The 23,044-nt window shown below is 65.8% G+C and carries 22 protein-coding genes and 3 tRNA genes; 15 read left to right on the forward strand and 10 right to left on the reverse strand.

Annotated elements, in window-relative coordinates; all coding sequences use genetic code 11:
• Positions 1 to 373: 373 nt before the first annotated feature.
• The 3 genes from ACWF0M_RS13385 (at position 374) to ACWF0M_RS13395 (ending at position 2,577) form a co-directional block, all read left to right on the forward strand.
• Positions 374 to 1,111, forward strand: a complete 738-nt coding sequence (locus tag ACWF0M_RS13385; RefSeq protein WP_452235909.1) for a hypothetical protein — start codon at positions 374 to 376, stop codon at positions 1,109 to 1,111.
• Positions 1,112 to 1,259: 148 nt separating this feature from the next.
• Entirely contained in the window at positions 1,260 to 1,496 is a 237-nt protein-coding gene (locus ACWF0M_RS13390; protein WP_452235910.1) for a hypothetical protein, read from the forward strand.
• Positions 1,497 to 2,064: 568 nt separating this feature from the next.
• Positions 2,065 to 2,577, forward strand: coding sequence for a DinB family protein (locus ACWF0M_RS13395; protein ID WP_452235911.1), 513 nt, complete (start codon positions 2,065 to 2,067; stop codon positions 2,575 to 2,577).
• Positions 2,578 to 2,584: 7 nt separating this feature from the next.
• On the opposite strand, the gene ACWF0M_RS13400 is transcribed toward ACWF0M_RS13395, so the two are convergent.
• Positions 2,585 to 4,708 carry an MMPL family transporter gene (locus tag ACWF0M_RS13400; protein WP_452235912.1) on the reverse strand — a complete coding sequence of 708 codons (2,124 nt, stop codon included), beginning with the start codon at positions 4,706 to 4,708 and terminating at the stop codon, positions 2,585 to 2,587.
• 156 nt (positions 4,709 to 4,864) lie between these two features.
• Between ACWF0M_RS13400 and ACWF0M_RS13405 the strand changes: the two genes are divergently transcribed.
• Together ACWF0M_RS13405 and ACWF0M_RS13410 are read left to right on the forward strand one after the other, a co-directional pair.
• A complete protein-coding gene (locus ACWF0M_RS13405; protein WP_452235913.1) occupies positions 4,865 to 6,004 on the forward strand; it encodes a sensor histidine kinase in 1,140 nt (379 codons plus the stop codon).
• The gene (locus tag ACWF0M_RS13410; RefSeq protein ID WP_452235914.1) at positions 6,004 to 6,660 is read left to right on the forward strand and encodes a response regulator; all 657 of its coding nucleotides are present in this window, start codon (positions 6,004 to 6,006) and stop codon (positions 6,658 to 6,660) included. The genes ACWF0M_RS13405 and ACWF0M_RS13410 overlap by 1 nt, the downstream gene beginning before the upstream one ends.
• 36 nt (positions 6,661 to 6,696) lie before the next feature.
• Here the strand turns inward: ACWF0M_RS13410 and ACWF0M_RS13415 are convergent, their stop codons facing one another.
• Complete coding sequence (locus ACWF0M_RS13415; RefSeq protein ID WP_452235915.1) at positions 6,697 to 7,518, reverse strand: SCO6745 family protein; 822 nt, start codon at positions 7,516 to 7,518, stop codon at positions 6,697 to 6,699.
• 337 nt (positions 7,519 to 7,855) lie between these two features.
• On the opposite strand from ACWF0M_RS13415, the gene ACWF0M_RS13420 reads away from it, so the two are divergent.
• Positions 7,856 to 8,359: a ComEA family DNA-binding protein gene (locus ACWF0M_RS13420; RefSeq protein ID WP_452235916.1), complete on the forward strand. Its 504-nt coding sequence runs from the start codon at positions 7,856 to 7,858 to the stop codon at positions 8,357 to 8,359.
• Between the two features lie 63 nt (positions 8,360 to 8,422).
• On the opposite strand, the gene ACWF0M_RS13425 is transcribed toward ACWF0M_RS13420, so the two are convergent.
• Together ACWF0M_RS13425 and ACWF0M_RS13430 are read right to left on the reverse strand one after the other, a co-directional pair.
• Positions 8,423 to 9,958, reverse strand: a complete 1,536-nt coding sequence (locus tag ACWF0M_RS13425) for a M28 family peptidase (protein ID WP_452235917.1) — start codon at positions 9,956 to 9,958, stop codon at positions 8,423 to 8,425.
• A gap of 257 nt (positions 9,959 to 10,215) precedes the next feature.
• Positions 10,216 to 11,193 carry a VOC family protein gene (locus ACWF0M_RS13430; RefSeq protein ID WP_452235918.1) on the reverse strand — a complete coding sequence of 326 codons (978 nt, stop codon included), beginning with the start codon at positions 11,191 to 11,193 and terminating at the stop codon, positions 10,216 to 10,218.
• A gap of 146 nt (positions 11,194 to 11,339) precedes the next feature.
• Between ACWF0M_RS13430 and ACWF0M_RS13435 the strand changes: the two genes are divergently transcribed.
• The 5 genes from ACWF0M_RS13435 to ACWF0M_RS13455 all read left to right on the forward strand — a co-directional run bounded on the left by ACWF0M_RS13435 (position 11,340) and on the right by ACWF0M_RS13455 (position 17,857).
• Complete coding sequence (locus tag ACWF0M_RS13435) at positions 11,340 to 12,218, forward strand: hypothetical protein (protein WP_452235919.1); 879 nt, start codon at positions 11,340 to 11,342, stop codon at positions 12,216 to 12,218.
• Positions 12,219 to 12,411: 193 nt separating this feature from the next.
• A complete protein-coding gene (locus ACWF0M_RS13440) occupies positions 12,412 to 12,849 on the forward strand; it encodes a hypothetical protein (RefSeq protein WP_452235920.1) in 438 nt (145 codons plus the stop codon).
• Between the two features lie 405 nt (positions 12,850 to 13,254).
• Positions 13,255 to 14,436 carry a Fic family protein gene (locus tag ACWF0M_RS13445; RefSeq protein ID WP_452235921.1) on the forward strand — a complete coding sequence of 394 codons (1,182 nt, stop codon included), beginning with the start codon at positions 13,255 to 13,257 and terminating at the stop codon, positions 14,434 to 14,436.
• Positions 14,437 to 15,132: 696 nt separating this feature from the next.
• Positions 15,133 to 16,431, forward strand: a complete 1,299-nt coding sequence (locus tag ACWF0M_RS13450) for an ApeA N-terminal domain 1-containing protein (protein WP_452235922.1) — start codon at positions 15,133 to 15,135, stop codon at positions 16,429 to 16,431.
• A gap of 97 nt (positions 16,432 to 16,528) precedes the next feature.
• A complete protein-coding gene (locus ACWF0M_RS13455) occupies positions 16,529 to 17,857 on the forward strand; it encodes an AlbA family DNA-binding domain-containing protein (RefSeq protein WP_452235923.1) in 1,329 nt (442 codons plus the stop codon).
• 270 nt (positions 17,858 to 18,127) lie between these two features.
• Here the strand turns inward: ACWF0M_RS13455 and ACWF0M_RS13460 are convergent, their stop codons facing one another.
• The gene (locus ACWF0M_RS13460; protein WP_452235924.1) at positions 18,128 to 18,520 is read right to left on the reverse strand and encodes a pyrophosphohydrolase domain-containing protein; all 393 of its coding nucleotides are present in this window, start codon (positions 18,518 to 18,520) and stop codon (positions 18,128 to 18,130) included.
• Positions 18,521 to 18,609: 89 nt separating this feature from the next.
• Here ACWF0M_RS13460 and ACWF0M_RS13465 point away from each other — a divergent pair, with 89 nt between their 5' ends.
• Positions 18,610 to 19,149, forward strand: coding sequence for a site-specific integrase (locus ACWF0M_RS13465; RefSeq protein ID WP_452235925.1), 540 nt, complete (start codon positions 18,610 to 18,612; stop codon positions 19,147 to 19,149).
• Between the two features lie 154 nt (positions 19,150 to 19,303).
• On the opposite strand, the gene ACWF0M_RS13470 is transcribed toward ACWF0M_RS13465, so the two are convergent.
• From ACWF0M_RS13470 to ACWF0M_RS13480, 3 genes are all read right to left on the reverse strand, one after another.
• Positions 19,304 to 19,376, reverse strand: a tRNA-Phe gene (locus tag ACWF0M_RS13470).
• 48 nt (positions 19,377 to 19,424) lie between these two features.
• A tRNA-Asp gene (locus tag ACWF0M_RS13475) sits at positions 19,425 to 19,498 on the reverse strand.
• A gap of 59 nt (positions 19,499 to 19,557) precedes the next feature.
• A tRNA-Glu gene (locus ACWF0M_RS13480) sits at positions 19,558 to 19,630 on the reverse strand.
• Positions 19,631 to 19,714: 84 nt separating this feature from the next.
• On the opposite strand from ACWF0M_RS13480, the gene ACWF0M_RS13485 reads away from it, so the two are divergent.
• The 3 genes from ACWF0M_RS13485 to ACWF0M_RS13495 all read left to right on the forward strand — a co-directional run bounded on the left by ACWF0M_RS13485 (position 19,715) and on the right by ACWF0M_RS13495 (position 21,693).
• Positions 19,715 to 20,065 carry a metallopeptidase family protein gene (locus ACWF0M_RS13485; RefSeq protein ID WP_452235926.1) on the forward strand — a complete coding sequence of 117 codons (351 nt, stop codon included), beginning with the start codon at positions 19,715 to 19,717 and terminating at the stop codon, positions 20,063 to 20,065.
• Between the two features lie 96 nt (positions 20,066 to 20,161).
• The gene (locus ACWF0M_RS13490; protein ID WP_452235927.1) at positions 20,162 to 21,343 is read left to right on the forward strand and encodes a hypothetical protein; all 1,182 of its coding nucleotides are present in this window, start codon (positions 20,162 to 20,164) and stop codon (positions 21,341 to 21,343) included.
• On the forward strand, positions 21,343 to 21,693 hold the full coding sequence (locus tag ACWF0M_RS13495) for a hypothetical protein (RefSeq protein WP_452235928.1): 351 nt from the start codon (positions 21,343 to 21,345) through the stop codon (positions 21,691 to 21,693). Before ACWF0M_RS13490 ends, ACWF0M_RS13495 begins: the two co-directional genes overlap by 1 nt.
• Here ACWF0M_RS13495 and ACWF0M_RS13500 read toward each other — a convergent pair.
• Both ACWF0M_RS13500 and ACWF0M_RS13505 read right to left on the reverse strand, forming a co-directional pair.
• A complete protein-coding gene (locus tag ACWF0M_RS13500) occupies positions 21,690 to 22,418 on the reverse strand; it encodes a polyprenol monophosphomannose synthase (RefSeq protein ID WP_452235929.1) in 729 nt (242 codons plus the stop codon). The genes ACWF0M_RS13495 and ACWF0M_RS13500 overlap by 4 nt on opposite strands.
• Positions 22,419 to 22,473: 55 nt before the next feature.
• A complete protein-coding gene (locus ACWF0M_RS13505; protein WP_452235930.1) occupies positions 22,474 to 22,857 on the reverse strand; it encodes an STAS domain-containing protein in 384 nt (127 codons plus the stop codon).
• Positions 22,858 to 23,044: the final 187 nt, after the last annotated feature.

The raw sequence follows: 23,044 nt of genomic DNA on the forward strand, positions 1-23,044 counted from the left end.
ACCAAGGCCGACGGCAGCACCCTCACCTTCGACCTTCAGCACGGGCGGTGTGACCCGAACCTGCGAGCCCACGTCGTCGAGTTCAACGACCTGGTGGTCATCGGCGGCAGCCACGCCCCATTCAACGGCGCCTGCGACGACGTCGGAGTCACCACCCCAGCAACAGTCACCCTCGCAGAGCCCCTCAGAGACCGAGCCATCATCAGCGCAGACACAGGCGCCAGACTCACCGTCTACCCCCACCTCAGGTAAGCCTCCTGTGGCTAGATGGGTTGCTGGACCCTGGCCCGACAAGATGAACGCGTGGTCCGCGGCGGTCGCCAGGGATGCGAGGCTGGTGCGATGCGCTAGTCGGACTGGCAGAATTTGGCGCGTGCCGGATCTCGCCCGCGACGAAGCCACTGCCTTGTTGGCGGACGCCGTCAACCTTTGGCGCCTCAGTCCTGGGAACGCCAATCAGGTGATCGATGCCGCCGTGCAATGTCTCGTAGCCGGCGTGGACTCGCCGACGCTTCGAGAACTGGCCGGAGCTTCTCCGCGTGAGTCGCAGTTCGTTCTAGAGGGGCTGATCGAAGACACACTCCAGGAGTTGGGGATGCAGGAGGTGCTGGCAGTAGACGCTCAAAGAGGCGCCCTTGCTGCCATACTCCGTCGCTTCAAGGGCAACGAGCTCAGCGCCCATGACCTCGCACGTTGGGCTCACACCAACATCGGCCACGGCGGCGATGCGCGGTGCCAGGTATTCGTGGACCTCGACGACATGTACGACACTGCGGACTACTCCGACTACGGCACTGACGATCTCGACCGTTGGGCCGCCGAGGAGGCCGAAGCGTTCCTGGAAGGACGACCTTCGCCTGGTCGAACGACGGTCTGGCGGACGCCTGCGAATCCCGCCGCGGTGATCTGTGGACGCAGGCGCGGGCGTCGCCGGTTCGAAGTCCGCATCTCTCCCAGCGGGCGAGTCTTTGCTCTGAGGAGCTGGGATGCCCTCTGGTCCACCCTTCCGGAACTCGGCGTACCGTGGCGCAACGTCTCGTTCGAGTCGAGCCACGTGAGGGATCAAGTGCTGAAGGCGTGGGGCAATCACCCGGACGCCCCCGCCATGTGACTGACCGGGTCCCGACGTGGTTGGCTTTGGTTACAGTGCGAGCGTGACCGTGCGAGTTGTGGCTGATGAGGTCGGTCTCTGGATAACGGAGTCCAGGAACACGTACGGGTTTTCGTGGCCGGAGATCACGGGTGCCAGCATCTAGGCGGTGGAACAGCCGCCCAACGATGAACGCGTGCTGACTGTGGAGATTGATCAAGTCAGCGGCGAGTTTCTGACGATCATCGACGCCTTCGACGCCTTCGACGCCTTCTACGCCTTCGACGCCTTCGAGGGCTTCGCCGAAGCCGTCGCTGCCCTCGCGGCACGCGGTGGTGCCGCGGCACCCGATTCGGCGGCACTATCACCCGCCAACAGCGTGGTCGAGATCCGGTTGGCAGATTGATGGGCTCTTGTGGCTCATGTGTGGGTGGTCGACGGGTTCCAGGCGGCGCCGGGCCCGGTGCGATCTGCAGCTCGACAGGATGTGTCGAGCGAACGCATAGTGCACCTGAGCGTGAACGTGTCCGTGCGTACACCGTCTCGCCGGTGCACTACCTGTCGAGCGTGCACATCACACCACCGCGAGCAGCCCATCCGCCACCAACCCGGCCGCCCAGCCTGCTCCCCGGCCGGGGGCAGCCCGATGCCGGCCCGTCGGCAGGTCACCACTGGCGGGTTATATCCACCGCTGGCCTCCTACTTCCCCCCGTCGGACGTACAACCCGCTGTGAGTATGCGCGGTGGCTGGCCTGGGGCTGCCTGGTGCAGCAGGCACACACCCACCCATCCAGCAGAAGACCGGATATCCCCTCGCGTTGTGGGTTCTCCCCTCTAGTACCAACGGAGAAGGCACAACACGGTCGGATATCCCCTCGTGTGCGGGGACCTTCGTCGCGCCCGGCCGGGGCCTGCCAGCGGCACGGACCGGGCGGTGGATGCCGGGTGCGGTGGCGCGGTCGTATTGTCGGTGCATGGGGTTTTCGTCGCCTGTGGAGCGGGGTGTGCCGGATCGGGTGGCTGACGAGCGGGACGCGCTGACGCAGCAGCTCGACTTTCATCGCGCCACCCTGCTTCGCAAGCTGGAAGGGCTCGACGACGAGCCGTTGCGCCGGCCGATGACCGCGTCTGGACTCAGCCTGCTGGGGTTGGTGAAACACCTGGCCGAAACGGAACACGGCTGGTTCATCAGGATCTACGGAGGTTTGCCCGAGCCAGATCTGTTCCCGACCGACAATGACCCAGACGCGGACTTTCGCTTGGGCCCGGATCAGACGGCCGATGTCCTGGTCGGGCAATACCTGAAAACCTGCGAACGGGCGCGGGCCGTCGTGGCCGCCGGCGGACTCGACGACGTGGTCACGACGCCGTGGGGAGCTGAGGTCAACCTACGGGCGGTCCTGGTTCACATGATCCAGGAAACCGCCCGCCACAACGGCCACGCTGACATCATTCGGGAGGCGATCGACGGCGCGACAGGTCATTGAAGCTGCTTCAGTCTGAAACACCGACTGATTCACGCTCGGAGATCGTGATCCGGGCCGGTCGTCGGTTGAACCAGGCAGGCGTCCACCAGTTTGCGTCGCCGAGGAGTTTCATCAGGGCCGGTACGAGGATCAGGCGGACGATCGTGGCGTCGATGAGGACCGCGGTGGCCAGGCCGAGGCCGAACATCTTGGCTGTTGGGTCGTCGGCGAGGGAGAAGCTGACGAAGACCGCGATCATGATCAGCGCGGCCGACGTGATCACGCGGCCCGTCGTGGTGATGCCGTGGATGGTCGAGGCGGTGTTGTCGCCGGTCCGGACGTACTCCTCGCGGATCCGGGTGAGCAGGAAGACTTCGTAGTCCATCGACAACCCGAACACCACGGCGAACATGAACATCGGGATGAACGGAAGGATCGGAATGGTCGACTCCAGCCCGATCAGGTCCGCGGCCCAGCCCCACTGGAAGATCATCACCATGACGCCGAACGATGCGCCGATGCTGAGCAGGTTCATCAATGCGGCCTTCAGCGGTACGACGACCGACCGGAACACCACGGTGAGAAGTACGACGGACAACAGGATCACCGCGCCGATGAACCACGGCAGCCGATCGTTGACCTTCGCCCCTACGTCCGCGAGGGTCGCCGTCTGACCACCGACGTGAGCCTTCGCCGGACTGTCCCGCAGTACCGAGGGAAAGACCTGCGCGCGCAGCCGTTTGACTGTCGTCATCGTCGCATCGTCCTGCGGACCGGTCGTCGGTACGGCGACCAACGTCGCGACGCCCGCACCAGTGTTCACCGAAGGAGGTGCGACGGATGCGATGCCCCGATCGGCGCGGATGGCGTTGAACAGAGGCTGTACGACGCTCGGATCGCGTGAGATGTCGACGGCGATCACCAGCGGACCGTTGCTACCGGCACCGAATCCCGCGGCGACCAGATCGTATGCACGGCGCTCGGTGCGTTGCACAGGAAGCGCGCCGTCATCCGGCGTACCGACGCGGAGCGAGAGCACTGGTGCGGCCAGCGCCAACAGCAGGATGGTGGCGCTGACGGCGTACGCGACGGCGTGCTTGGACACATGCCCGGCCCACCGCTGCCAACCAGAACCAGCAGACGAGTGCACCCGCCGTACCCGAAGGCGGTTGATCCAGTGCCCGGCCAGACCGAGGAACGCGGGCAGCAAGGTGATCGAAGCGAGGACCATTGTCAGCACGATCAGCGAGATGGCGATCCCGCCGGCGGTCATGAACGGTACGCCGGCCACCACCAGCCCGAGGATCGCGATCACGACTGTGCCGCCGGCGAAGAGCACAGCCTGTCCCGCCGTGGCGACGGCACGCCCGACCGACTCGTCGACCGCCATCCCGCGGGCCAGGTACTCGCGATGCCGGGTGACGATGATCAGCGCGTAGTCGATGCCGACGCCGAGCCCGATCATGCTGCCGAGTACGGGCGCCCAACTGGGCAGCTCGATGAGATACGTGACCAGGGACAGCGAACTGATCGCGAGCGCGAGCCCGAACACGGCCATCCCGATCGGCAGCCCCATCGCGATGATCGATCCGAACGCGAGCAGCAGGATGACCATCGCGGCGATCAGCCCGACCGCCTCACCGAGTCCGGCCTGGCCTTGCTCGAACGCGTAGAAGAGGTCCCCGCCGAGCTCGATCCGCAGCGGCGAGTCACTGGCCGTCAGCGTCTTGAGCCCGGCGAGGTCGCTCGGCTCGAGCTTGTCCAGCACCGGGTATTGAAGCCGGATGAGCCCGACGCGGCCGTCAGGCGAGATGACGGGATCGCCGGCCCTCAGCACATGCGGCAGCGACGCCGCAGTCGACTGGAGCCGCGTCAGAGCGGTCCGCAGGTCAGGCGAGTTGAGTGTTGACGCCGAGTCGATCGGAGTCACGACCACCTGCGCGGTCAGGCCGGCCTGATCCGCTCCCGCGGCCGACAGCAGGTCGGTCGCGTACTGCGAATCCACGCCAGGCGCTCCGAACGATTCCTCGAGTTTCTTGCCGAAGGCGCCGGATGCGGCGACCACGAGCGCCGCGACAACCAGCCACGCCCCGATCACCACCCACGGACGACGTGCGGCGTACCTGCCCAGTCTGTACAGAGTCGACCTCATAATGAGTCCCTTTCACTGAGAGCTGGACTCATGGTGTGGTCGAGCGGACGGCCCCCACCTCGGGCGATGAGCCGGACTTCCCTCGGCCGATCAGCTGGGTCGCGTCCCGTACTTTGAGCCGATCCGATCGGCGCCCGGAGTCCCTACGCTGTGGTCATGATGAGAAACGCCGTCCGCTCGCTGCTGGCCGAGCCGCGAGCGCCGGACGCACCCAAGCGGGTGTGGCGCGACTGGGTGCTCGTGGCCGGTCTGCTGACGGCGGTTGTTCTCGAAGGCGTACTCCGTGACGACGTCGTCTGGAGGCCTGTCGCGCTCGTGGTCGCTGCGGTGACCGTGTGCGCTCTGCTGTGGCGTCGTACGCACCCGTTGGGCGTGGTGGCCGCCGTGTTCGGCGGACTGATCGTGGTCAACGTCGTGGCCCTGATCAGCGGGGATGCGACCTTCGGCCTGTACACGATGATCTGTGTGGTGTTGCTGCCGTACTCACTTGTTCGCTGGGGGTCCGGTCGCGAGATCCTCATCGGGCTGATGTTCGTCCTGGTGGCGTTGGTGCTGGGAATGGCCAGTGACTTCCCTGGGTACGGCGAAGCCGCGGTCGGCAGCATGTTCCTGCTGTTCCCCGGGACCGTCGGGCTCGCCGTCCGCTATCGGTGGACCGCTCGGCACCGCGAGCTGGACCAGGTGCGACTCCGGGAGCGCGAGCTGCTGGCCCGCGAACTGCACGACACAGTCGCTCATCATGTCTCGGCCATCGTGATCCGCGCCCAGGCCGGCCGAGCCGTCGCCGCCACGCGCCCGGAAGCCGCGGTCGATGCGCTCGCGATCATCGAGGCGGAGGGCACGCGGACGTTGGGCGAGATGCGGGCGATGGTCGGCGTACTGCGTGCTGACGGTACGGCGGCGCTCGCGCCACAGCCGGGCGTTGGCGATCTGGAGCGGCTCGCCCGTAGCGTCGGGGATCGGCCGCGGGTCGAGGTCGAGGTGTCGGGCGACCTCGACGATCTCGGACCAGCGCTCGGCGCAGCGATCTATCGCATCGCGCAGGAGTCGATCACGAACGCCGTACGGCATGCCCGGCAGGCAACACGCATCGACGTACGGCTGATGTCGTACGACGACTCCGTCCGACTGACCGTCCGCGACGACGGGGAAGCGACCTCGAGGAATCCGGGAGGGTATGGCCTGGTGGGGATGACCGAGCGCGCGACGCTGCTCGGCGGCACGTTCGCGGCGGGGCCGGATCCGGACCGGGGCTGGTCTGTTGACGTAGTGCTTCCTCGAACGGCGGGCGGCTGATGACGATTCGGGTGCTCGTCGCCGACGACCAGGATCTCGTCCGGACCGGACTCGCGATGATCCTCGATGCGCAGCCCGGTATCGAGGTGGTCGGTCAGGCGGCCGACGGTCTGGAGGCAGTGGAGTTCGCCCGCCGGCTGCGGCCCGACGTGTGTCTGCTCGACATCAGGATGCCCGGGCTGGACGGGATCGCGGCGACCCGCGAACTGGCCGGACCCGGCGTCGACGACCCGGTGGCGATCGTGGTGATCACGACCTTCGATCTCGACGAGTACGTGTACGGCGCTCTGAAGGCCGGTGCGCGTGGATTCCTGCTCAAGGACGCCGGCCCCGACCTTCTGGTCCAGGCGATCCACGCCGCCGCCAACGGTGACGCACTGATCGCGCCGAAGATCACCGCACGGCTGCTGGCCGCGTTCTCCGAGCCACCGACCGCCCGCACGCCTGTGCAGCCGATTGATCCGCTCACCACCCGCGAAGAACAGGTCCTGATCGCCGCAGCCACCGGCCGCACCAACGCCGAGATCGCCACCGAGCTGCACATCAGCCTCAGCACCGTAAAGACCCACCTGACCAGCGTGATGGGCAAAATCAGCGCCCGAAATCGCGTCGAAATAGCCATCTGGGCCTACGAAACCGGCCGCATCAAACCCTGACTCACCTTGTGGCTGAGGTACCCAGCCGGTGTTGCTTCAGAAGGTCCTGTCGGCGTTGACCTTTGCGACGATCGGGCCGAGGTCGGTGATGAGTTCGTCGACTTCGTGCGGTTCGAGGCAGGTGTACGCCGGGGCGGCCAAGGCGTCAGTGAGCTCCTCGATCTCGGTCCTGAGTTTCCGGCCGGCCGGCGTGAACCAGCCGGCGGCGTCCACCAGGCCGCGGCGCCGGAGACCGTCGATGACCGCGTCCAACTGGTCGTCGCTGAGCGGGTCGAGCCGGCCGAACTCTCGCGGCTTCATGTCCCAGTAGAGCGCCTGCAGCACGTGCGCTTCCTGTCCGCCGATGCCGGCGGCGACCAGTGCGATCAGGTGACCGTCACCACGGTGTTCGCGGAGCAGGGTGGCTGCGTGCCAGAGACGAGCGAGGGATTCCTCGGGTACGGCGAGTGCGCGAAGTCCGGCGTACAGGATCCTGCCCTCCATCGGCGCGTTGAACGCTGCCCTGGTGGCGAGCTCGGCGGCACGTGCAATCGCCGGGCTGTCGGCCAGGTCGCCCAGGATCCGGCGGAGCGCGGCGACACAGCCACGCTGCCGGGCGGCGAGGACGGCCTCCGGCGTGGCGACGTCCCAGACGCTCGGGATGCACGCGGCGACCTCGCCCGGGGCGAAGTTGTAGAACAGTGCGTCCACGACCTCGGCCGGCACGCGTCCGAGTGGTGCTGACCTCGAGGCGAAGTACAACGGCCAATAGCTCTCGTACCCGAGCGCCTGCAGTTCCTCGTTCGGCTCGTCGGCCAGGTAGGCGACTTCATGGATCGGTACGAACAGCTCCTTGAGTCGCCGCGCCACGCTTTCCATCGGTTTCTCCCAGTCGTCGAACCGGCCCGTGACCGGCCTCTCACTATGCCTACGAACCAGCCACGCACCTTTCGACAGCAGTCTGTATCGGGCCTGAGCGCGTACCATCCGACACATGGCTGCCGTTGAGCCACCCGGTGATTCCGAGCCGGTATCGCGGTCGGGGGATTCGTCTTCTGGACCCCCGTCATCGCGCCATGGGCGCGGCCGACGGATGAATACCCGGACGCTGGTCTTCAGCTGGATCTGGGCGGTTTTGCCGTTTGTCACTCTCGGGCTTGTCACACCCGTGACGTTCCTGTGGGCCGCACAGCGGGTGAGGTCCAGGCAGTACGTGGTGGCGACGCTTGTGTACACGGTGCTCGTCTTGCTCGGATTTGTCGTGCCTGACGAGGATGTCTCCTTCGTGTTCTTCACCGTTGCATGGTTGGGCGGCACTGTGCACGCGCTCGCGGTTCGCTCCTCGGTCTTCCGCGCGCAGTCGCCGACCGAGGAGACCACGATGGACACGGTGGTCGAGGCCGCCAGGGACCGCCGCGAGTTGCGGCGCAAGGCCCGCGAGATCGCGACCGACGATCCGGGATTGGCGCGTGAGCTCGGAATCGGACGTCCCGACGTACGCCGTGACTTCGATGACGGCGGCCTGATCGACATCAACAACGTTCCCGCCGAGGTGCTACTGCAGTTGCGTGGGATGACCGCGGAGCTGGCCGAGCGCGTAGTCCAGGTGCGCGAGACCCGCGGTCCCTATTCCTCGATCGAAGAGCTAAGCGTCTTCGCCGACCTCCCGCCAGGCCTGAGCGACCAACTCGCCGACCGCCTCCTCTTCCTCCGCGAGTGAGGCCCCCAGACACCGACGGGTCGCCGTCCCGAGTTCGAGACGGCGACGGCGTCGGAGCACAGGTCAGCTGGTGACCATGCCCTTGCGAGCGATCTTCGGTTGGGCTACTGCCTTCTTGCTATGACCGGTGCCGGGCTTGCTGGAGTCGAACACCTGGGTGTCGTAGGCCATGTGCCCGACCATGTTGGCGAAGGTCTTCGACATCCAGGTCAGTACCTCGGGGTCGTTGTTGCTGAGGTTGTCGCACCAGCGGAAGGGGTTGTCCACGCAGCCTCCGTCGGTGCTGGGCACGTTCCCCTCGAAGTTGCCCTCGAAGCCGCCGAAGAGGGCGACGTCCGACGCGAGCTTGCAGCAGTCCTGGCCGGTGAGGACACCGCTCGCCGGGATCCCGGCCTGCTGGAACATGAAGGCATCCGTGCCGTCGGCCGAGAAGAGGATGTTGTTCTTCCCGATCGAGTTGAGGTACGCGATCCCGAAGTCGCGCCCGATCGCCGAGGGAGCCCAGATGCTCGGCGGCATCGGGGTGCCGGGGCCGCGACCGAACAACGTGACCCCGTCCTTCGGGTCGAGGACGCCCGCCACGTAGTTCGGCGTGGCCGTCACGTCGGCGTCCAGGTCGAACTTGATCTTGGCGAGCTCGTCGGCCGGGAGGGTGTTGACGTAGTAGTCCGAGCCGAGCAGGCCGAGCTCCTCGCCGCCGAACCAGATGAAGCGCAGCTTGTTGCGGGTGTTCGTGTTCTTCAGCTGCTGGGCGATGTCGAGGATCGTGGCCGAGCCCGACGCGTTGTCGAGCATCCCGGCTCCGAAGATGGCGTCCAGGTGCGCGTCGATGACGAGGATGTTGTTCGGGTCGCCGCCCTTGGAGTCGGCGATGACATTCCAGTCGGAGCGGTTCGGGTCCTCGATGGCCTTGACGTCAACGGTCAGAACCGGGGCTGACCCCGGGACGTACTGCGCCAGTAGCTGGGTGCCGACGGCGTACGTCGTGAACAGGACAGGAACGTGTTCCGTGCCGGCCAGGCTCCCGTTGAACAGGCCGGTGCGCCCTGGGTTGCCCTCGTTGAAGATGACGACCGCCGAAGCACCGGCCGCCTGAGCGTTCGCCACCTTCTGGGCGAAGGTGCACGTGCCCCGCTGTATCAAGGCGATGTTGCCCGGCACGAACCCGGCGAAGTCGGAGGGTGCGCAGCCGCTGGCCGAGCTGGGCGTGGGCGTAGCGGGCACGACAATGCCGGCCGCGGGTTGGACTTTCGCGCTCGTCGTCCCGACGACCGGTCCAGGGTTGAAGTCCGTGCCGAGCCCGAACGACTGCGGCGTCGGCGAGTCCTCCCGCATCAGCGGCGTACCGACGAAGCTGAAGTAGTCGAACTTGTACTCCTGCAACGTCACGTTGTAGCCCGCTGCTCTCATCACGTTGGCCACGTAGTCAGCCGAGGCCTTGTAGCCGGGCTCCCCCGAATTGCGGGACGGGTGGCCGTCGGCGCCGGGATTGGCGTCCGCGATCTGCTGGAACTTGACCATGTGGGCCCAGAGGTCGTTCTGGTTAACACAGTCGACGAGTTTCCGCGGGGTGTTGTTGACCCGGTTGGCACATGCCACCGGATTGGCGTCGGTCGGAGTTGTAGCGGTAGCGCTCGAAGCGACCGGCTGCATTGCGCCGGTCGCAATGGCCACTGCTGCCGCAGTGGTCAACGCGAGCGTCCATCCTCGACGTCGTCCGTGTCTTGGCCTCATCGCGATGGTCCCCCTTGCTGACGGCGAACTCGCCGGCGTCGTTGTCGACGAGCCTTGCGATGCCTACAGCCGTTGATACTCCCGGTGCGGCCAATTGGGTAGTCGTGGACGGCAACTGGCTTTCACTCGCCCTTGTAGCAAAGGCAGAACGGGTGGCCGGCGGGGTCGGCGTACACGGGGCAGCTGCCGCCCTGCGGCGGTAGCCGTGTCCCTCCGAGCGCGAGGGCGAGCCGTTCCTTCTCGGCGCGGTCGTCGAAGCCGACGTCGAAGTGCATCTGTGGCGGATATTCGGGGTCAGGCCAGCGTGGTGGCCGGTAGTCGGGGACGCGCTGCAGGGCGAGCATCGGCAGCCGGTCGTCGCGGGCGATCACGATCCGGTTGGGTGAGTCTTCGACCACGCGAGGCATGTCCAGCACGCCGCCCCAGAACCGCGCCAGCGGTACTGGATCGGCGCAGTCGATCACCACGCGGACGAGCGTGCCGAATCGGTCCGTGGGTTCAGTGGGGCCGGGGTACAGGCAGAAGGGGTGGCCCACCGGGTCGGCGTACACGCGCCAGCCGGGGAAGTCCTCCAGCTTCGTCGCGCCGTGCTCCAGTACGGCGTGCTCGGCGGCCTCCAGGTCGGCGACCTGCACGTCGAGGTGGATCTGCGTTGGGTCTGCCGGGTCGCGCCACCGTGGAGGGCGCATCCGGCCCTCGCCTGTCCCGATCCGTCCATGGGTGAGCATCGTGTAGAACGCACGCAGCTCGTCCTCCCGCTCCTCGGGGCAGCCCACGACGACCCAGAATCGTCCGTCCTGCTCGTCGGCGTCGACCGACGTACCCACGACCTTGGCGGCCTCGTCGAGCACCACGCTCACGAACGCCTGTCCACGGTCGCCGACCAGGACGACGCGGACCACGTGGTCGTTAACCTGCCGCGCACTGCTCACCGCCCGGTCCGAACCCGCGAGCTCCTCCACCCTTGGCTGCCACGCGTCGGCGATCCACGGACCTGGATCCCATCCGAGGAGACCACTGACAGCGTTGGCCGCTGGTACGTCGCCTTGCTCCAACGCACCGATCCAGCGGCACGCGACTCCCACGAGATCTTCCGACATCTCCGTAGTCTCACGGCGGCGCGCCACCCGATCAAGACTCGGCCGGCCCGGAGTGCTGGACCTGGCCGCGGCGTCGGCTTCCACAGGAAGGATCGGCAACCAACCGGGGGCTCCCGCTGTCTAATGGGGTAGGAGGGCTGGTTCAGATGGCAGTGGAGAACCGTGGGGATCGGACGCGGCTCGGTCGGGCAGCCGCGATCGTCGGTGCGGCCGCGGCGCTGGTCGTGGTGTCGGCCCTGCTGGTCGGACTCGGCGTCTGGTACTTCGGCGGCGGACCGGCATCGCAGCCCGGGCCAGGCGCCGTACCGCTGCCGGCATCGACCTCCGCGACCACCAGGCCGTCCAGCGCCCCGACATCTACGTCACCCACACCGACGCGTACGTCGACGAGCACCCATTCATCCAGCACAGCAACAACGAAACCCTTTGCCTACCAGCCGTTGTGGCCGTTCGCGTCGGTCGCCAAGGCTGACGAGTGGCAGCGGGCCGGCGGGCGTCAACCCTGGCACCTGGACGCAGCCCAAACCGCCGTGTCGTTCACCACCGGTTTCCTCGGCTTCACCGAGCTCAACAAGGTGGTGGCCCGGTCGATCAAGGGCGACGACGCCCGGATCACCGTCGGATACGACTCCCCCGAGGGCAAGTCCAGCGTCGCGGCAGTCCTCCACCTGGTCCGAATCGGCCACGGTACGAACGCACCCTGGGAGGTCGTCGGCACGAGCGATACGACGCTGACCCTCGACCGTCCACGGTACGGCGCGAACACGTCGTCACCGATCACGGTCGGGGGGCGGATCACCGGAGTGGACGAGTCCATCCGGATCGCCGTACGGCAACCGTCTTCGGAGCGTCCACTCGGGTCGTTCTGCTGCGTGCCGGGCGGTGGCGAGCGGCAACCGTGGTCGGCGCAGGTGAGCTTCCGCGGCGCGACCGACCCGGTGTTGACGGTCGTGGCGTCGACCGGTGGTCATGTCCAGGCCGTCGAGCGCTTCGCCATCACCGCGATCCGGGCCGGCGGCAGCTGATTCGTACGATTGCTTACCCGAGTTGCGGGCGAACGACGGCCTGGGGATGACGAGAAAATGACGGCGAGATGACGGGTTCTTCATTTGCTGCCGTCGGCGTCCGATCGGGATCACACTGCGAACAGGCAGTTCATGAGCGCGAGAACGACCGGCTGGGGGAGTACGCCGGGTTCTCTGGACGAGGGAGGCTCACATGCAGCGGCCTGTTACTGCGCGCCTTGGCGGCGCCGTTCAATCCGGGGTTTCCGCGGCTCCCATGGTCGTGGTGACCTGCGCGCTGGCGTTGGCGGTGGGGATCATCCACCTCGCCCTGACGGTCGAGTACCTGGGAGAGGAACTCCTGCTCGGGTTGGGCTTCCTTGTCGGCGGCATCGGCCTGGTCGCAGGCGCGACCGTGGTACCTACCCGGGTCGTCGGCGCGATGACCCGCCCGGTGATGGACCTGCTCGCGCTGACACTCGCAGGCATGTTCGTCGGCGGGATCCTGAGCCGCACTGTCGGACTGTTCGGCTTCCTCGAGAAGGGCAACTGGGAGCCGCTGCTCGTGATCAGCCTGACCCTCGAGGCAGTCGCACTGGCCTGCTGGCCCTTCGCCCGCCGCCTGGTCGCGCCCACCCCCGGCCTGGCCTGAAACCCCGATTCGGCGTGCCTCCACCCCACACAGGCACGCCGACCTCCCGCCACCGCACCGAATCTGCTCCGACTGAGGCAGCGCCCGCGCCGACAACGGCCGACCGTTGGTGAGCTGGGGCAGGAGGTCCGTCTCACAGGACAGCGTCAGCCGGTGTACCGCTTGCAGTCCGACGACCCCTCTCGATAGAGGCTCGAGTTCTGGGAGCCGACATCCGCGTCGCGAGATGTCTCACGTCGGACTCTAAGCCGGACTAATATCGCCGTAAGTCCAGGTTAGAGAGATAACCTGGACTTAGCGACGAGGAGATCCAGGTTGAGTCGACAGATCACCGCAGTCTGGCAAGCCCATCCAGATGCCTACGGGCCTCGCAAGCACAGGCGGCCGTGCGAGTATTCAGCGTACGTGCCAGACCTGCTCAGTGCCCACGCGTTAGATTTCAGTGCTGAACTCGCGGCGGACATCGCCGACTCGGAACGTGCTCTGGCGGCCTTCGGTGGGTTCGGCGAGCATCACCTGGAGCAACTGGCAAGATTCTTGCTGCGTGCCGAGGCTGTCGCCTCGTCCAAGATCGAGGGGCTGCAGGTCAACAGCCGCCGGCTCGCCAGACATGAAGCAAAGTTGGCAGCCGGAGTACAGGATACGGACGCGACCGCCGAGGCCGTTCTGGGCAACGTCAAAGCCATGGACTACGCAGTACAGTCGGTTGCAGTGGTCGAGAAAGTTGGGGTGAAGCATCTTCTCGATATCCACCAGGCTCTTATGGAGCACTCAGATCAACCCGAGATCGCCGGTGTGATCAGAACCAGGCAGAACTGGATCGGTGGCAACAACTTCAATCCCTGCCAGGCGGCGTTCGTACCGCCACCGCCGGAGTACGTCGAAGCACTACTCGAAGACCTGTGCGCGTTCGTCAATCGCGACGATTTGCCCGGCACGGTGCAGGCCGGATTGGCCCATGCGCAGTTCGAGACGATCCATCCCTTCGCGGACGGGAACGGTCGAACCGGTCGTGCCCTCATCCACGTCATCCTCAGGAGGCGAGGTCTGGCAACGGATTTCGTCCCGCCGATTAGCCTTGCGCTCGCGACTCGAGCCTCGGCATACGTCGACGGCCTGTCCAGCTTTAGGTACGCCGGCCCGCCGGACGGGCAAGCGGCGCTCGATGGCCTCCGCGACTGGCTGGACTTATTCCTGACCGCAACCCGACGAGCCACCGACGATGCAGCCGCCCTGCAATCGCGTCTGGCTGATCTGGAGGCGGATTGGAGGACCACACTCAACCCTCGCAAAGGCAGCGCGGCCGATCGCCTGCTTCCCAAGTTGATCGGGCATCCAGTGATCACTGCAGAAGATGTCATGCAATTGACCGGGGCCAGCAGATCCGCCGCGTTCGCGGCCATGGAAAGCTATGTCGAGGCGGGGATCCTCCAGCCGATCGGTAATCAGCAGCGCTCTCGTCTCTACGAGGCGCCGAAGGTGTTCGGCATCCTCACCGACTATGAGCGCGCGTCCGCCACCGAGTCGGGTAACACCCGCGGAGAGCAACCGAAACGCGCGGTTCCTTATCGCCAGAACCATTCTTGAGTGCGCCGCCCTATACCTGCATTCATCGTGGAACGAGCAACGAGTCCCCGGGACGGCGAGGCCAAGAATGTCCGCTATTGAGCCGACATCGTCCTCGGGCGTGCGGCGATGGCATGTGGAACAAGTTGCTGTGAATCCAGACCGTCGGCAGACACTCAGCTGATCGAGCTTTCCAGGCAGCGATGATGCCGGATCGAGCTGATGCGGGTCGTCCGCGCGCGAGCTAGCCGAGAAGAGTCCGGCGCGCAAGCGTCACCACTTGACCGTCACTGAGATGGGCCAGAGCCGGTTCCGCCGGCGTGCAACATCCGTGCAACTACGGATGGTCGCTGAGGGGGATTCACGGGGACTGCCGGTGCGGCCAGAGCGGCCCGTTCCACGCTTAAGAAAGGTGTTCAGGGGCGGTCTCGAACCGCCGACCTTCCGCTTTTCAGTTCGACAGCGGGCCCCGGATCGCCAAGCTGAACCGTCGGGGCCCTGGTCTGCCAAGTCGATCGTGGTGGTGGCTGGTGCTGGCCGTTGCGGTACCGGTTGCGGTAATCGAAGGCTAGCTGCGGGTGTCGGGATCAGTCAGGAACTAGCGCGACGCTGTCGGCAGCGGCAGTCAGGGAGCACGCATCGGAGGTAGCGTCGTCGGCGTGATCGATCGCGCCGCCTGGGACGGCCTCGGGCATAACGATCAGGGTTGGGGGATTCGTGGACCAGGCGTTGGAGAAGTTTCGCGAAGGCACCGTCGGATACTTTGCGCCGCTGACGCCTCCGCCCGGGGCCGATGATTGGGAGAAGGGCCACCTCCAACTCCGAGAAGACGGCGAGGCGCACGTCGTAACGCTTGATGAACGGGCAACTCGGAGGCTTGGAGAGCATCCGCCGACCGCGTCGAGTTTGGTCGGAATCACCGAGCATGGCGGTGTTCTGCTGCTCGATCTTCCCGGCCGTGGGGCAACGACGAGCCTAGGTGGCGTGCGGGCATCGGTCTATCGATACCGAGCCGGAACCATGGTCATGGGGATTGATCCCGCCAGCATCGTCTCGCCTCGACTGAGGAGAGCGGAAGTGTTCTTCTACGGGCTGGGCAGCTGGGCGGGGATCTCTGGATCTACGACGAACCGAACAGTCGACGATGCGGGCAGGCTACAGTCCTGGTCCGCCACTCTAAGTTCGGCGCAGGCGGTGGACGCGGAGACCAGCAAATCGCGTGTTCTCCAATTGTCTGCGACTTGGCGTGTAGACGGGCCGGAAGATCGGAGGGTGTTGCACACGCCGCTGAAACTCGGTGTGTGGACGCGACGGCCTCGGGACGTGCGGTCCATTCTTGGGCCAATAGCTCACATTCAGGAGCTAGCTTCGTTCGCGTTCGGGGGCTTTGTAGCCGCACGTGGCGGGCGCGCTGTGCCTCATGCAAGCAGCGACGATCCAGGGGATCTGTGGGATCGGCGCCTGATGCGGGTCCCCGATTTTGTGAAGGAGCCTAAGTCTCAGACAGAGTTTCCTCTCTTCTCCCTGACCGGACTCGGAGGGCTGCCAGCGCTGTCGCGGTGGGTCCGGCTGAGCGAAGAACACTGGCGGGCAGTCGGTCCGGTCGTCGCCCGCTTCAGAGTAGGCTCCGGTGCAGCGGAGACGCGACTGCTCGACGCGTGCGCAGGAATTGAGTACTGGGTCGCGTTTCATCGTCGCCAACGCGTCGCATGGGCGCGTGAACGCCTGTGGCCACTCGCTATCGCACGTCGGGTCTCGTCCGCGTTTGCGAACTGGGTGGGTGATACCCGGGTGTGGGCGGACGCGGTGTGGACTACATACAACGAACTCAAGCACCAGCCGGGGGCGCAACTCGATCCCTGGCGAACACATCTACTTGCCGAGAGTGCGCGTCTCCTGCTCGGCGCGACACTCGTCGATCGTGCCGCAGGCTCACGCAAAGCGTCAGAGCAGATCTTCCGCAGCCATCGGGTGTACAACCTCGGCGCGGACGTTCGCGGTGAGCTGGGGACCTAGTCATTCACGCGCCGACATCTCCACGGCCGGGCGATGATCGTTCAGACTGTCCCCCATGGTGGCCTTGCGTTCTCGGAGACTTGAGACCTTGTTCGGCGTGGTTCTGGATGACCTGACGTCAGATCACATCCAATCCCTGGTGACAAACAGCGTGTCCGAGGAGTTCGACCTCGACTTCAAGCGGGAGTTGTACGGCAAGGCTGACAAGGACCGCAGGTCGCTCGCTGGGGACGTGGCGGCACTCGCAAACACAGCAGGTGGCGTCGTCATCCTCGGTGTCGAGGAGAACAAGCAGGCTGTAGCCGTCGACGCTGCGGGCGTAGCGCTTAGCGGCGCCGAAGAGGAGCGAATGAGGCAGATCATCGGCAGCCTGGCCGCGCCAGTTCCTACCTTTGACATTATCCGGGTAGCGGATTCAGCCGACCCCGATCACGGGTATTACGTGATCGCAGTCCCACGGAGCACTCGGGCCCCCCACGGTGTGATCGTCGGTGACGGATATAGGTTCCCAAAGCGAAATGGGTCAACGACGCGCTACCTATCCGAGTCTGAGATTGCGGCTGCATATCGGGATCGGTTTGCCGGGGCCGAGCAACAGAATCGTCGGGTTGATCAGGTGGAAGCGGAAGCCGTGCAACGGTTGAGCACGAGCGCACATCCATGGTTAACGGTAACGCTCGTTCCCGAACTGTATGGACACATGGATATTACACATTCAATTCAGAAGGCATTCGGAGCGGAAATAGTCAACACCCCGGCGGACGATATGGTGGGTCTGCAGGGATCCAGGTTCGATAGAGCCCTCGTCGGGCGCCGACGTCTCATGGCTGATGGATCGACGTCCGGCGCAAGTCACGCGACTTGGGTTTCGGCGGAGTATCACTCGGATGGGTCGGGGGCGTATTCGCTCTGGGTTCGCGATCTAGAGGCCCCCGATGTCGGCCGGTTGCAGGGGCATGATCCCGAGGTGCAGGTCATCGACGATGAATCCATCGTCGCGGCAGTCCTGACCGGAGCGCGACGCCTTGCGGCACACGCTAGAGACCGAGCTGCGGCCGGTGGTGACGCTGTCATCCGTGTGCGGCTGACGCCGAAGTATCCGGGTCCGCGATACGTCGAGATTGGCTATCAGCGTGGACATGGCCCATTCAGTGAGTCTAGAAGCCCATCAAAGGGCATCGAGGTGCCAGCTCCTGTGGAAACTGTTGCAAGTATCGACGAGTTGGCCGACTCAGGTCCAGCCCTTGTCTCCGCGACTGCCCGGCTGGTCGATGAGCTTGCGCAGAACTTTGGCATTGCCGAACTAGGACAAGTCACAGTCGAGGGTGAAATTCGTAGGATTTACTGGAAGAGTCAGATGCAAGCTCTTGTGCTTGCCTGGGCCGCATCCGCGGGAGTTCGAGTGATCGAAGGCGGATTGGAATAGACGCGCTACCACTTCGTGCGGACCAAGGACTTCATTGGCGACTACAAAGAGAACAATCCCGGTAAGGATGGCATGTTGTGGATGGATCTCTTAAATGAGACGCTGAACGCATCAGGTGCAGAGGTTGTCAGCGTCGGCCACGACGCGATGGCTGAGCCGATGACGCTGTTGCTCAGAGTTCCGGAAGCTGCTCCGGGCAGGGGAGGCTACGCTCCTCAACCCGTGCTGCTGGCCCAGGCGCTCCCCGTCGCGGCATTTTACCGAGAATGTCTACGCCGTCCGGCTCTGCTGGGCGATCACCTCTGCGACATTGGGTGGGCGGTACCTATCGCTCTTCTGTACCTTTCCGTTCCTCTCAATTGGCAGGCCGTTGGCGTCGAGCTTGGTCATGTTGGCCTTGTGGATCTCGATGAGGACGGCGTCTAGGTCGATGCCGTAGCTGATGGCTGTGCCGTAGGCCGCGTAGACGACGTCGGCCAGCTCATGTGCGATCCAAACGAGATCACGCGCCCGTGCGGCTTCTTCAACCTCGTCGACCTCTTCGGCGAGAATTCGTTGCCGAGCTTCTGCCTTGTCGTGTGGCAGCAGAGTCGGTTCCTCGGGATGGTCCAGGTCGAACGCCTCGTGGAACTCTCGAACGAGATGGATCGGGGATTCACTCATCGGTGATACTTCGCCTCTCATTCTTTCGCGGCTTCCGCCGCAGCACAAATATCGATTTGCGTTCTTGCTCTGACCCCTGCAGATCTCTCGTGGCTGCCTTCTCAAGAACTGAGGAGCAGGCGCGACTTCTGCTCAGGGAGGCGAAGCCGACGCGGCTCTATGCGCTGTATGTGCTAGCGCTCTACATGGGGTTGCGACGCGGGGAGCTGCTTGGACTGGCGTGGACGGATATCGACTCCGTCGAGAAGACGCTCGAAATCAGGCGGAACCTGCAACGCGTAGATGGTGCGCTGCGAGCGGTGACGCCGAAGACGAAGAAGTCGCGTCGGACCGTGCCGCTGATCAAGGTGTGCCTTGAGGCGTTGGAGAGCCACAAGAGGCAGCAGGCCATGGAACGGCTTTTGGCCGGCGCGAAGTGGGTCGATTCCGGGTACGTGTTCACAACGGAGATCGGTACGGCGATCGAGCCGGACAACCTCCGGCGGACTTGGTACCCGATCCGCAAGGCGGCCGGGCTGGACGAGATGCGCTTCCACGATCTCCGCCACTCGTGTGTGACCTTGCTCCTACGGCTGAAGGTTCCCCGCACATCGTGCAAGCGATCGTCGGTCACGCGGACGTTCAGGTGACCATGGCGGTGTACGCCCATGCGTCGCTGGAGGACCAGCGGAAGGCGCTGGAACAGCTTGAGGAGATGGTTGCCGGATAGGCGTTGCGGTACCTGTTGCGGTACTAGCGGGAGGATCGGCGGTTCTCAGATTGAGAAACCGCAGGTGAGAAGTGTGGTCAGGGGCGGTCTCGAACCGCCGACCTTCCGCTTTTCAGGCGGACGCTCTACCAGCTGAGCTACCTGACCGGGGAGAAAGTTCGGCGGCGGTGTTGTGGACACCGCCGCCTTCTCCTGCGACCCAGACGGGACTCGAACCCGCGACCTCCGCCGTGACAGGGCGGCACGCTAACCAACTGCGCCACTGGGCCAAATGACTCGACGATCCTACAGCATCTTCGAGGTACTTCTTGCACCGGCCTTTCGGCCGTATCCCCAACGGGATTCGAACCCGCGTTACCGCCTTGAAAGGGCAGCGTCCTAGGCCACTAGACGATGGGGACTCGGACCCGCGGGAGCCGAAGCTCCAGGGACAGCCGTAAGCATAGAGGAGACCGCGCCAGCTTCCAAAACGAGATACTGGCCGGGTGATCGAGATGAGTCGGGGCGACTTCGAGGGGCTGGTGGCGCAGGCTCTGGACGAGGTACCGGAGGAGTTGGCGGCGCTGATCGACAACGTGGCGGTGTTCGTCGAGGACGAGCCGCCGGCGAGCGATCCGGACCTGCTGGGGATCTACGAGGGCATTCCGTTGACCGAGCGCGGGCACGACTACGGCGGCGTACTGCCGGACCGAATCACGATCTATCGCGGCCCCACGCTCGCGATCTGCGAGACCGTCGACGACGTCGTCGATGAGGTGAACATCACGGTGGTGCACGAGATCGCGCACCACTTCGGCATCGACGACGCCCGGCTGCACGAACTCGGATACGGCTGACCGTAGGCCGATCGCGGCTTGGTGGGGTAGCCTCGGGCGGCCGGTTTCGGGGACCGGATCGCCCAGTCTTTTGAACGATCTAGTGAGGCCTTCGCCGTGAGCGATCAGCAACCGCCTGCCTGGAACCCCGACCGCCGCCCGACCGGCCCGTACGGCGCCCCGCCGCCACCGCCTGGCACGCCGCCACAGCCGTACGGCGCCCAGCCGGAGCACACCCGCCCGCTGCCGCAGTACGGCCAGCCACCGCACCACGGCCAGCCACCGCACCAGGGTCAACCACCGCAGTCCGGTCAGCCACCGCAGCACGCCGGCCCGCCGTCCCAGTACGGCAACGAGCCGCCGCAGCCCGGCCAGTCACCGCAGTACCCCGGCCAGTCACCGCAGTACCCCGGCCAGTCACCGCAGTACGGCAACCAGTCACCGCAGTACGGCGGCCAGTCACCGCAGTACGGCACCCAGCCGCTGCAGTACGCCGGCCAATCACCGCATGGCCACCAGCCGCCGCCGTACGGCCCGGGCCCAGGCAGCCATCAGCCGACTGGCGGGCGCTCGAAAGGGCCCTGGTTGCTGGTTGGGGCCGTCGGTGTGGTCGTGGCGCTCGTTGCAGGCGCAGTGGTCCTCCTGACGACCCGCGGTGACGACACCGCCGACGCTGGAGCCCCGATCCCCACGGCCACCTTCACCGACGGGGTGGCGACGCCGACCGCCAGCCCGTCCACCGAGGACCCGTCGGCGACCCCGTCCACCACGCCGGCCCCGTCGTACACGCCCAAGCCCACGCCCGCCGAACGGCGCCGGACCCTGAAGGACGTCGACAAGGGCATCCAGGTGTACGACGACGTGTACGTCGAGCCGGCTGCGGGCTGGAAGAAGAGCCGCGCGACGACGTACTCAGTAACGCTCGGCGCCACGACCAAAGCGGGCGCTGCCATGGTCGTGGTGAGCCCGGCCGGGATCGCTCCGCGGACCGCCGTCGCGACTGTTGCGCGAGCGCTGATCAAGGCCGACCACCTGAAGGCCGCCAAGCTTGGCCCCGTAAGGACCGTCAGCCCGGCGAACTCGAACATCGGCGCCCAGGCCGAGATGACGTACTCGGGCCGGTACACCGCGCCGGACGGTGCTGTGTTTTCACTCGTCGCCAGGTGTACGACGATGACCGGCGTCGAGTCGATCCACAACGTGACGGTGACGCTGTGCGTCGCGGCCCGGAAGGACGCGCAGAAGTCGGTCTTCAAGGACGGCGCCCGGATGCTCGCGTCCGTCGCTCGTTCGATCTGATGTCGCGGCAGGAACCGGCGGGCGGTCGTGCGGTCGCTCTCCTGACCGCCGGTCTCGCCGTCCTGGTGCTCGGCGTCTTCATGCTCGGTGGCCAGCTGATCCCCGATCCAGTCCGAGCAGCACCTCCCGAAGCGGCAACCCCCGGACCAACCACTCCCGGCCCGGCAACCGGCCGCCGTCGTCAGGACGACGTGACGTACTCGCTGGCCGGCGAGTGTGTGCGGCTCCGGGGTGCACCGGAGACCAATGACGTCAGCATCAGTGTCTGCTGGGCGGCGTACGTGCAGGACCTCGGCGCGGTGCGTCCCGAGGTCCGGCAGATGATCGCCACCGCGGCGCGGTCGATCTAGGAGCGGCCGAAGAGGAGTTTCCAGGGCATCATGGCTGACTCGAGTTGCACCTTGAGCGACATCTTGGAGACGCCTTCGGTGCGTTCCTCGAAGTGGATCGGGACCTCGGCGATCTTCAGGCCGCGCTTGACCGTGCGGTAGTTCATCTCGACCTGGAAGGAGTACCCGTTGCTCTCGATCGACGCTACGTCGATCCAGCGCAGGGTGTCGGCCTTCCATGCCTTGAACCCGGCGGTGGCGTCCTTCACGTGCAGCCGCAGGATCGCGTTCACGTAGAAGTTCGCGAACGCGGACAGCGCCCGCCGGTGCCAGCCCCATTCGGCCGCGGCCGAGCCGCCCGGCACGTACCGGGAGCCGATCACGACGCCGGCGTCCGTGGTCCGCAGCGTCTCGACCATGGTCGGGACGACCGAGGCCGGGTGCGACAGGTCGGCGTCCATCTGGATGACGATGTCGGCGCCTTCGTCGAGCGCGCGGCTGATTCCGGCGACGTACGCGCGGCCGAGGCCGTCCTTCGCGGTCCGGTGCAGTACGCCGACCTTCTCCGGCGACTCCTTCGCCAGTTCGTCGGCGACGTCGCCCGTGCCGTCGGGGGAGTTGTCGTCGACGACGAGAAGCTCCAGGCCGGGCAGGTTCAGGTCGGACAGCAGCCCGGCCAGCACGGGCAGGTTGTCCCGCTCGTTGTAGGTCGGTACGACGACCACGATCTTGGCTAGCTCACCCATGACTTTCCTTCGTCGGAGACACCGAAAGCTACCGTATCCGCCGACCAAGGCGATCTCAGAGCTGGGCGAGTGCCTCCGCGACCGTGCTGAAGATGCGGAACTGACCGCCGAGACCGGTGACGCTGAGCGGGCGGTCGACCGGGCGGCCGACGCCGACCAGCGCGAGCGTGATGTTGTGCTGCCCGGCCAGGTTGCGGGCCTCGACGAGGTTGCCGAGGCCGGCGGAGCTGCAGAACGTGACGGCGGACACATCGATCAGCACCAGTCGTGCCGGTGGCGCTACCGCGGCGCGGATCGCCTCGGTGGCGAAGTCGGTGCTTGCGATGTCGATCTCGCCGGACATCCGGACGAGTAGTACGCCGGGTTCCAGCTCCTCGGTGACCGCGTCGAAGGTGGTCCTGATCATCTCGCCGTCACGCGGTTCTGGGTGGCTGGTCACGCCGATCTCTCCCCGGGTAGCGCCACGAACGCGTAGGTCCTGGCGGAGTGGAACTGCCCTGCCATCACCGTATGCCTGAACGCGCAGGCATAACAACGGGTCTGCCGCGGATGACCCCGGAGCGTGACCTCCGGGCTGTAAGCGCTGCCAAAAGTCAAGCAAACGAAGGAACCAGCATGGTGGTAGA

The organism is Kribbella sp. NPDC055110 (genome assembly GCF_053607525.1).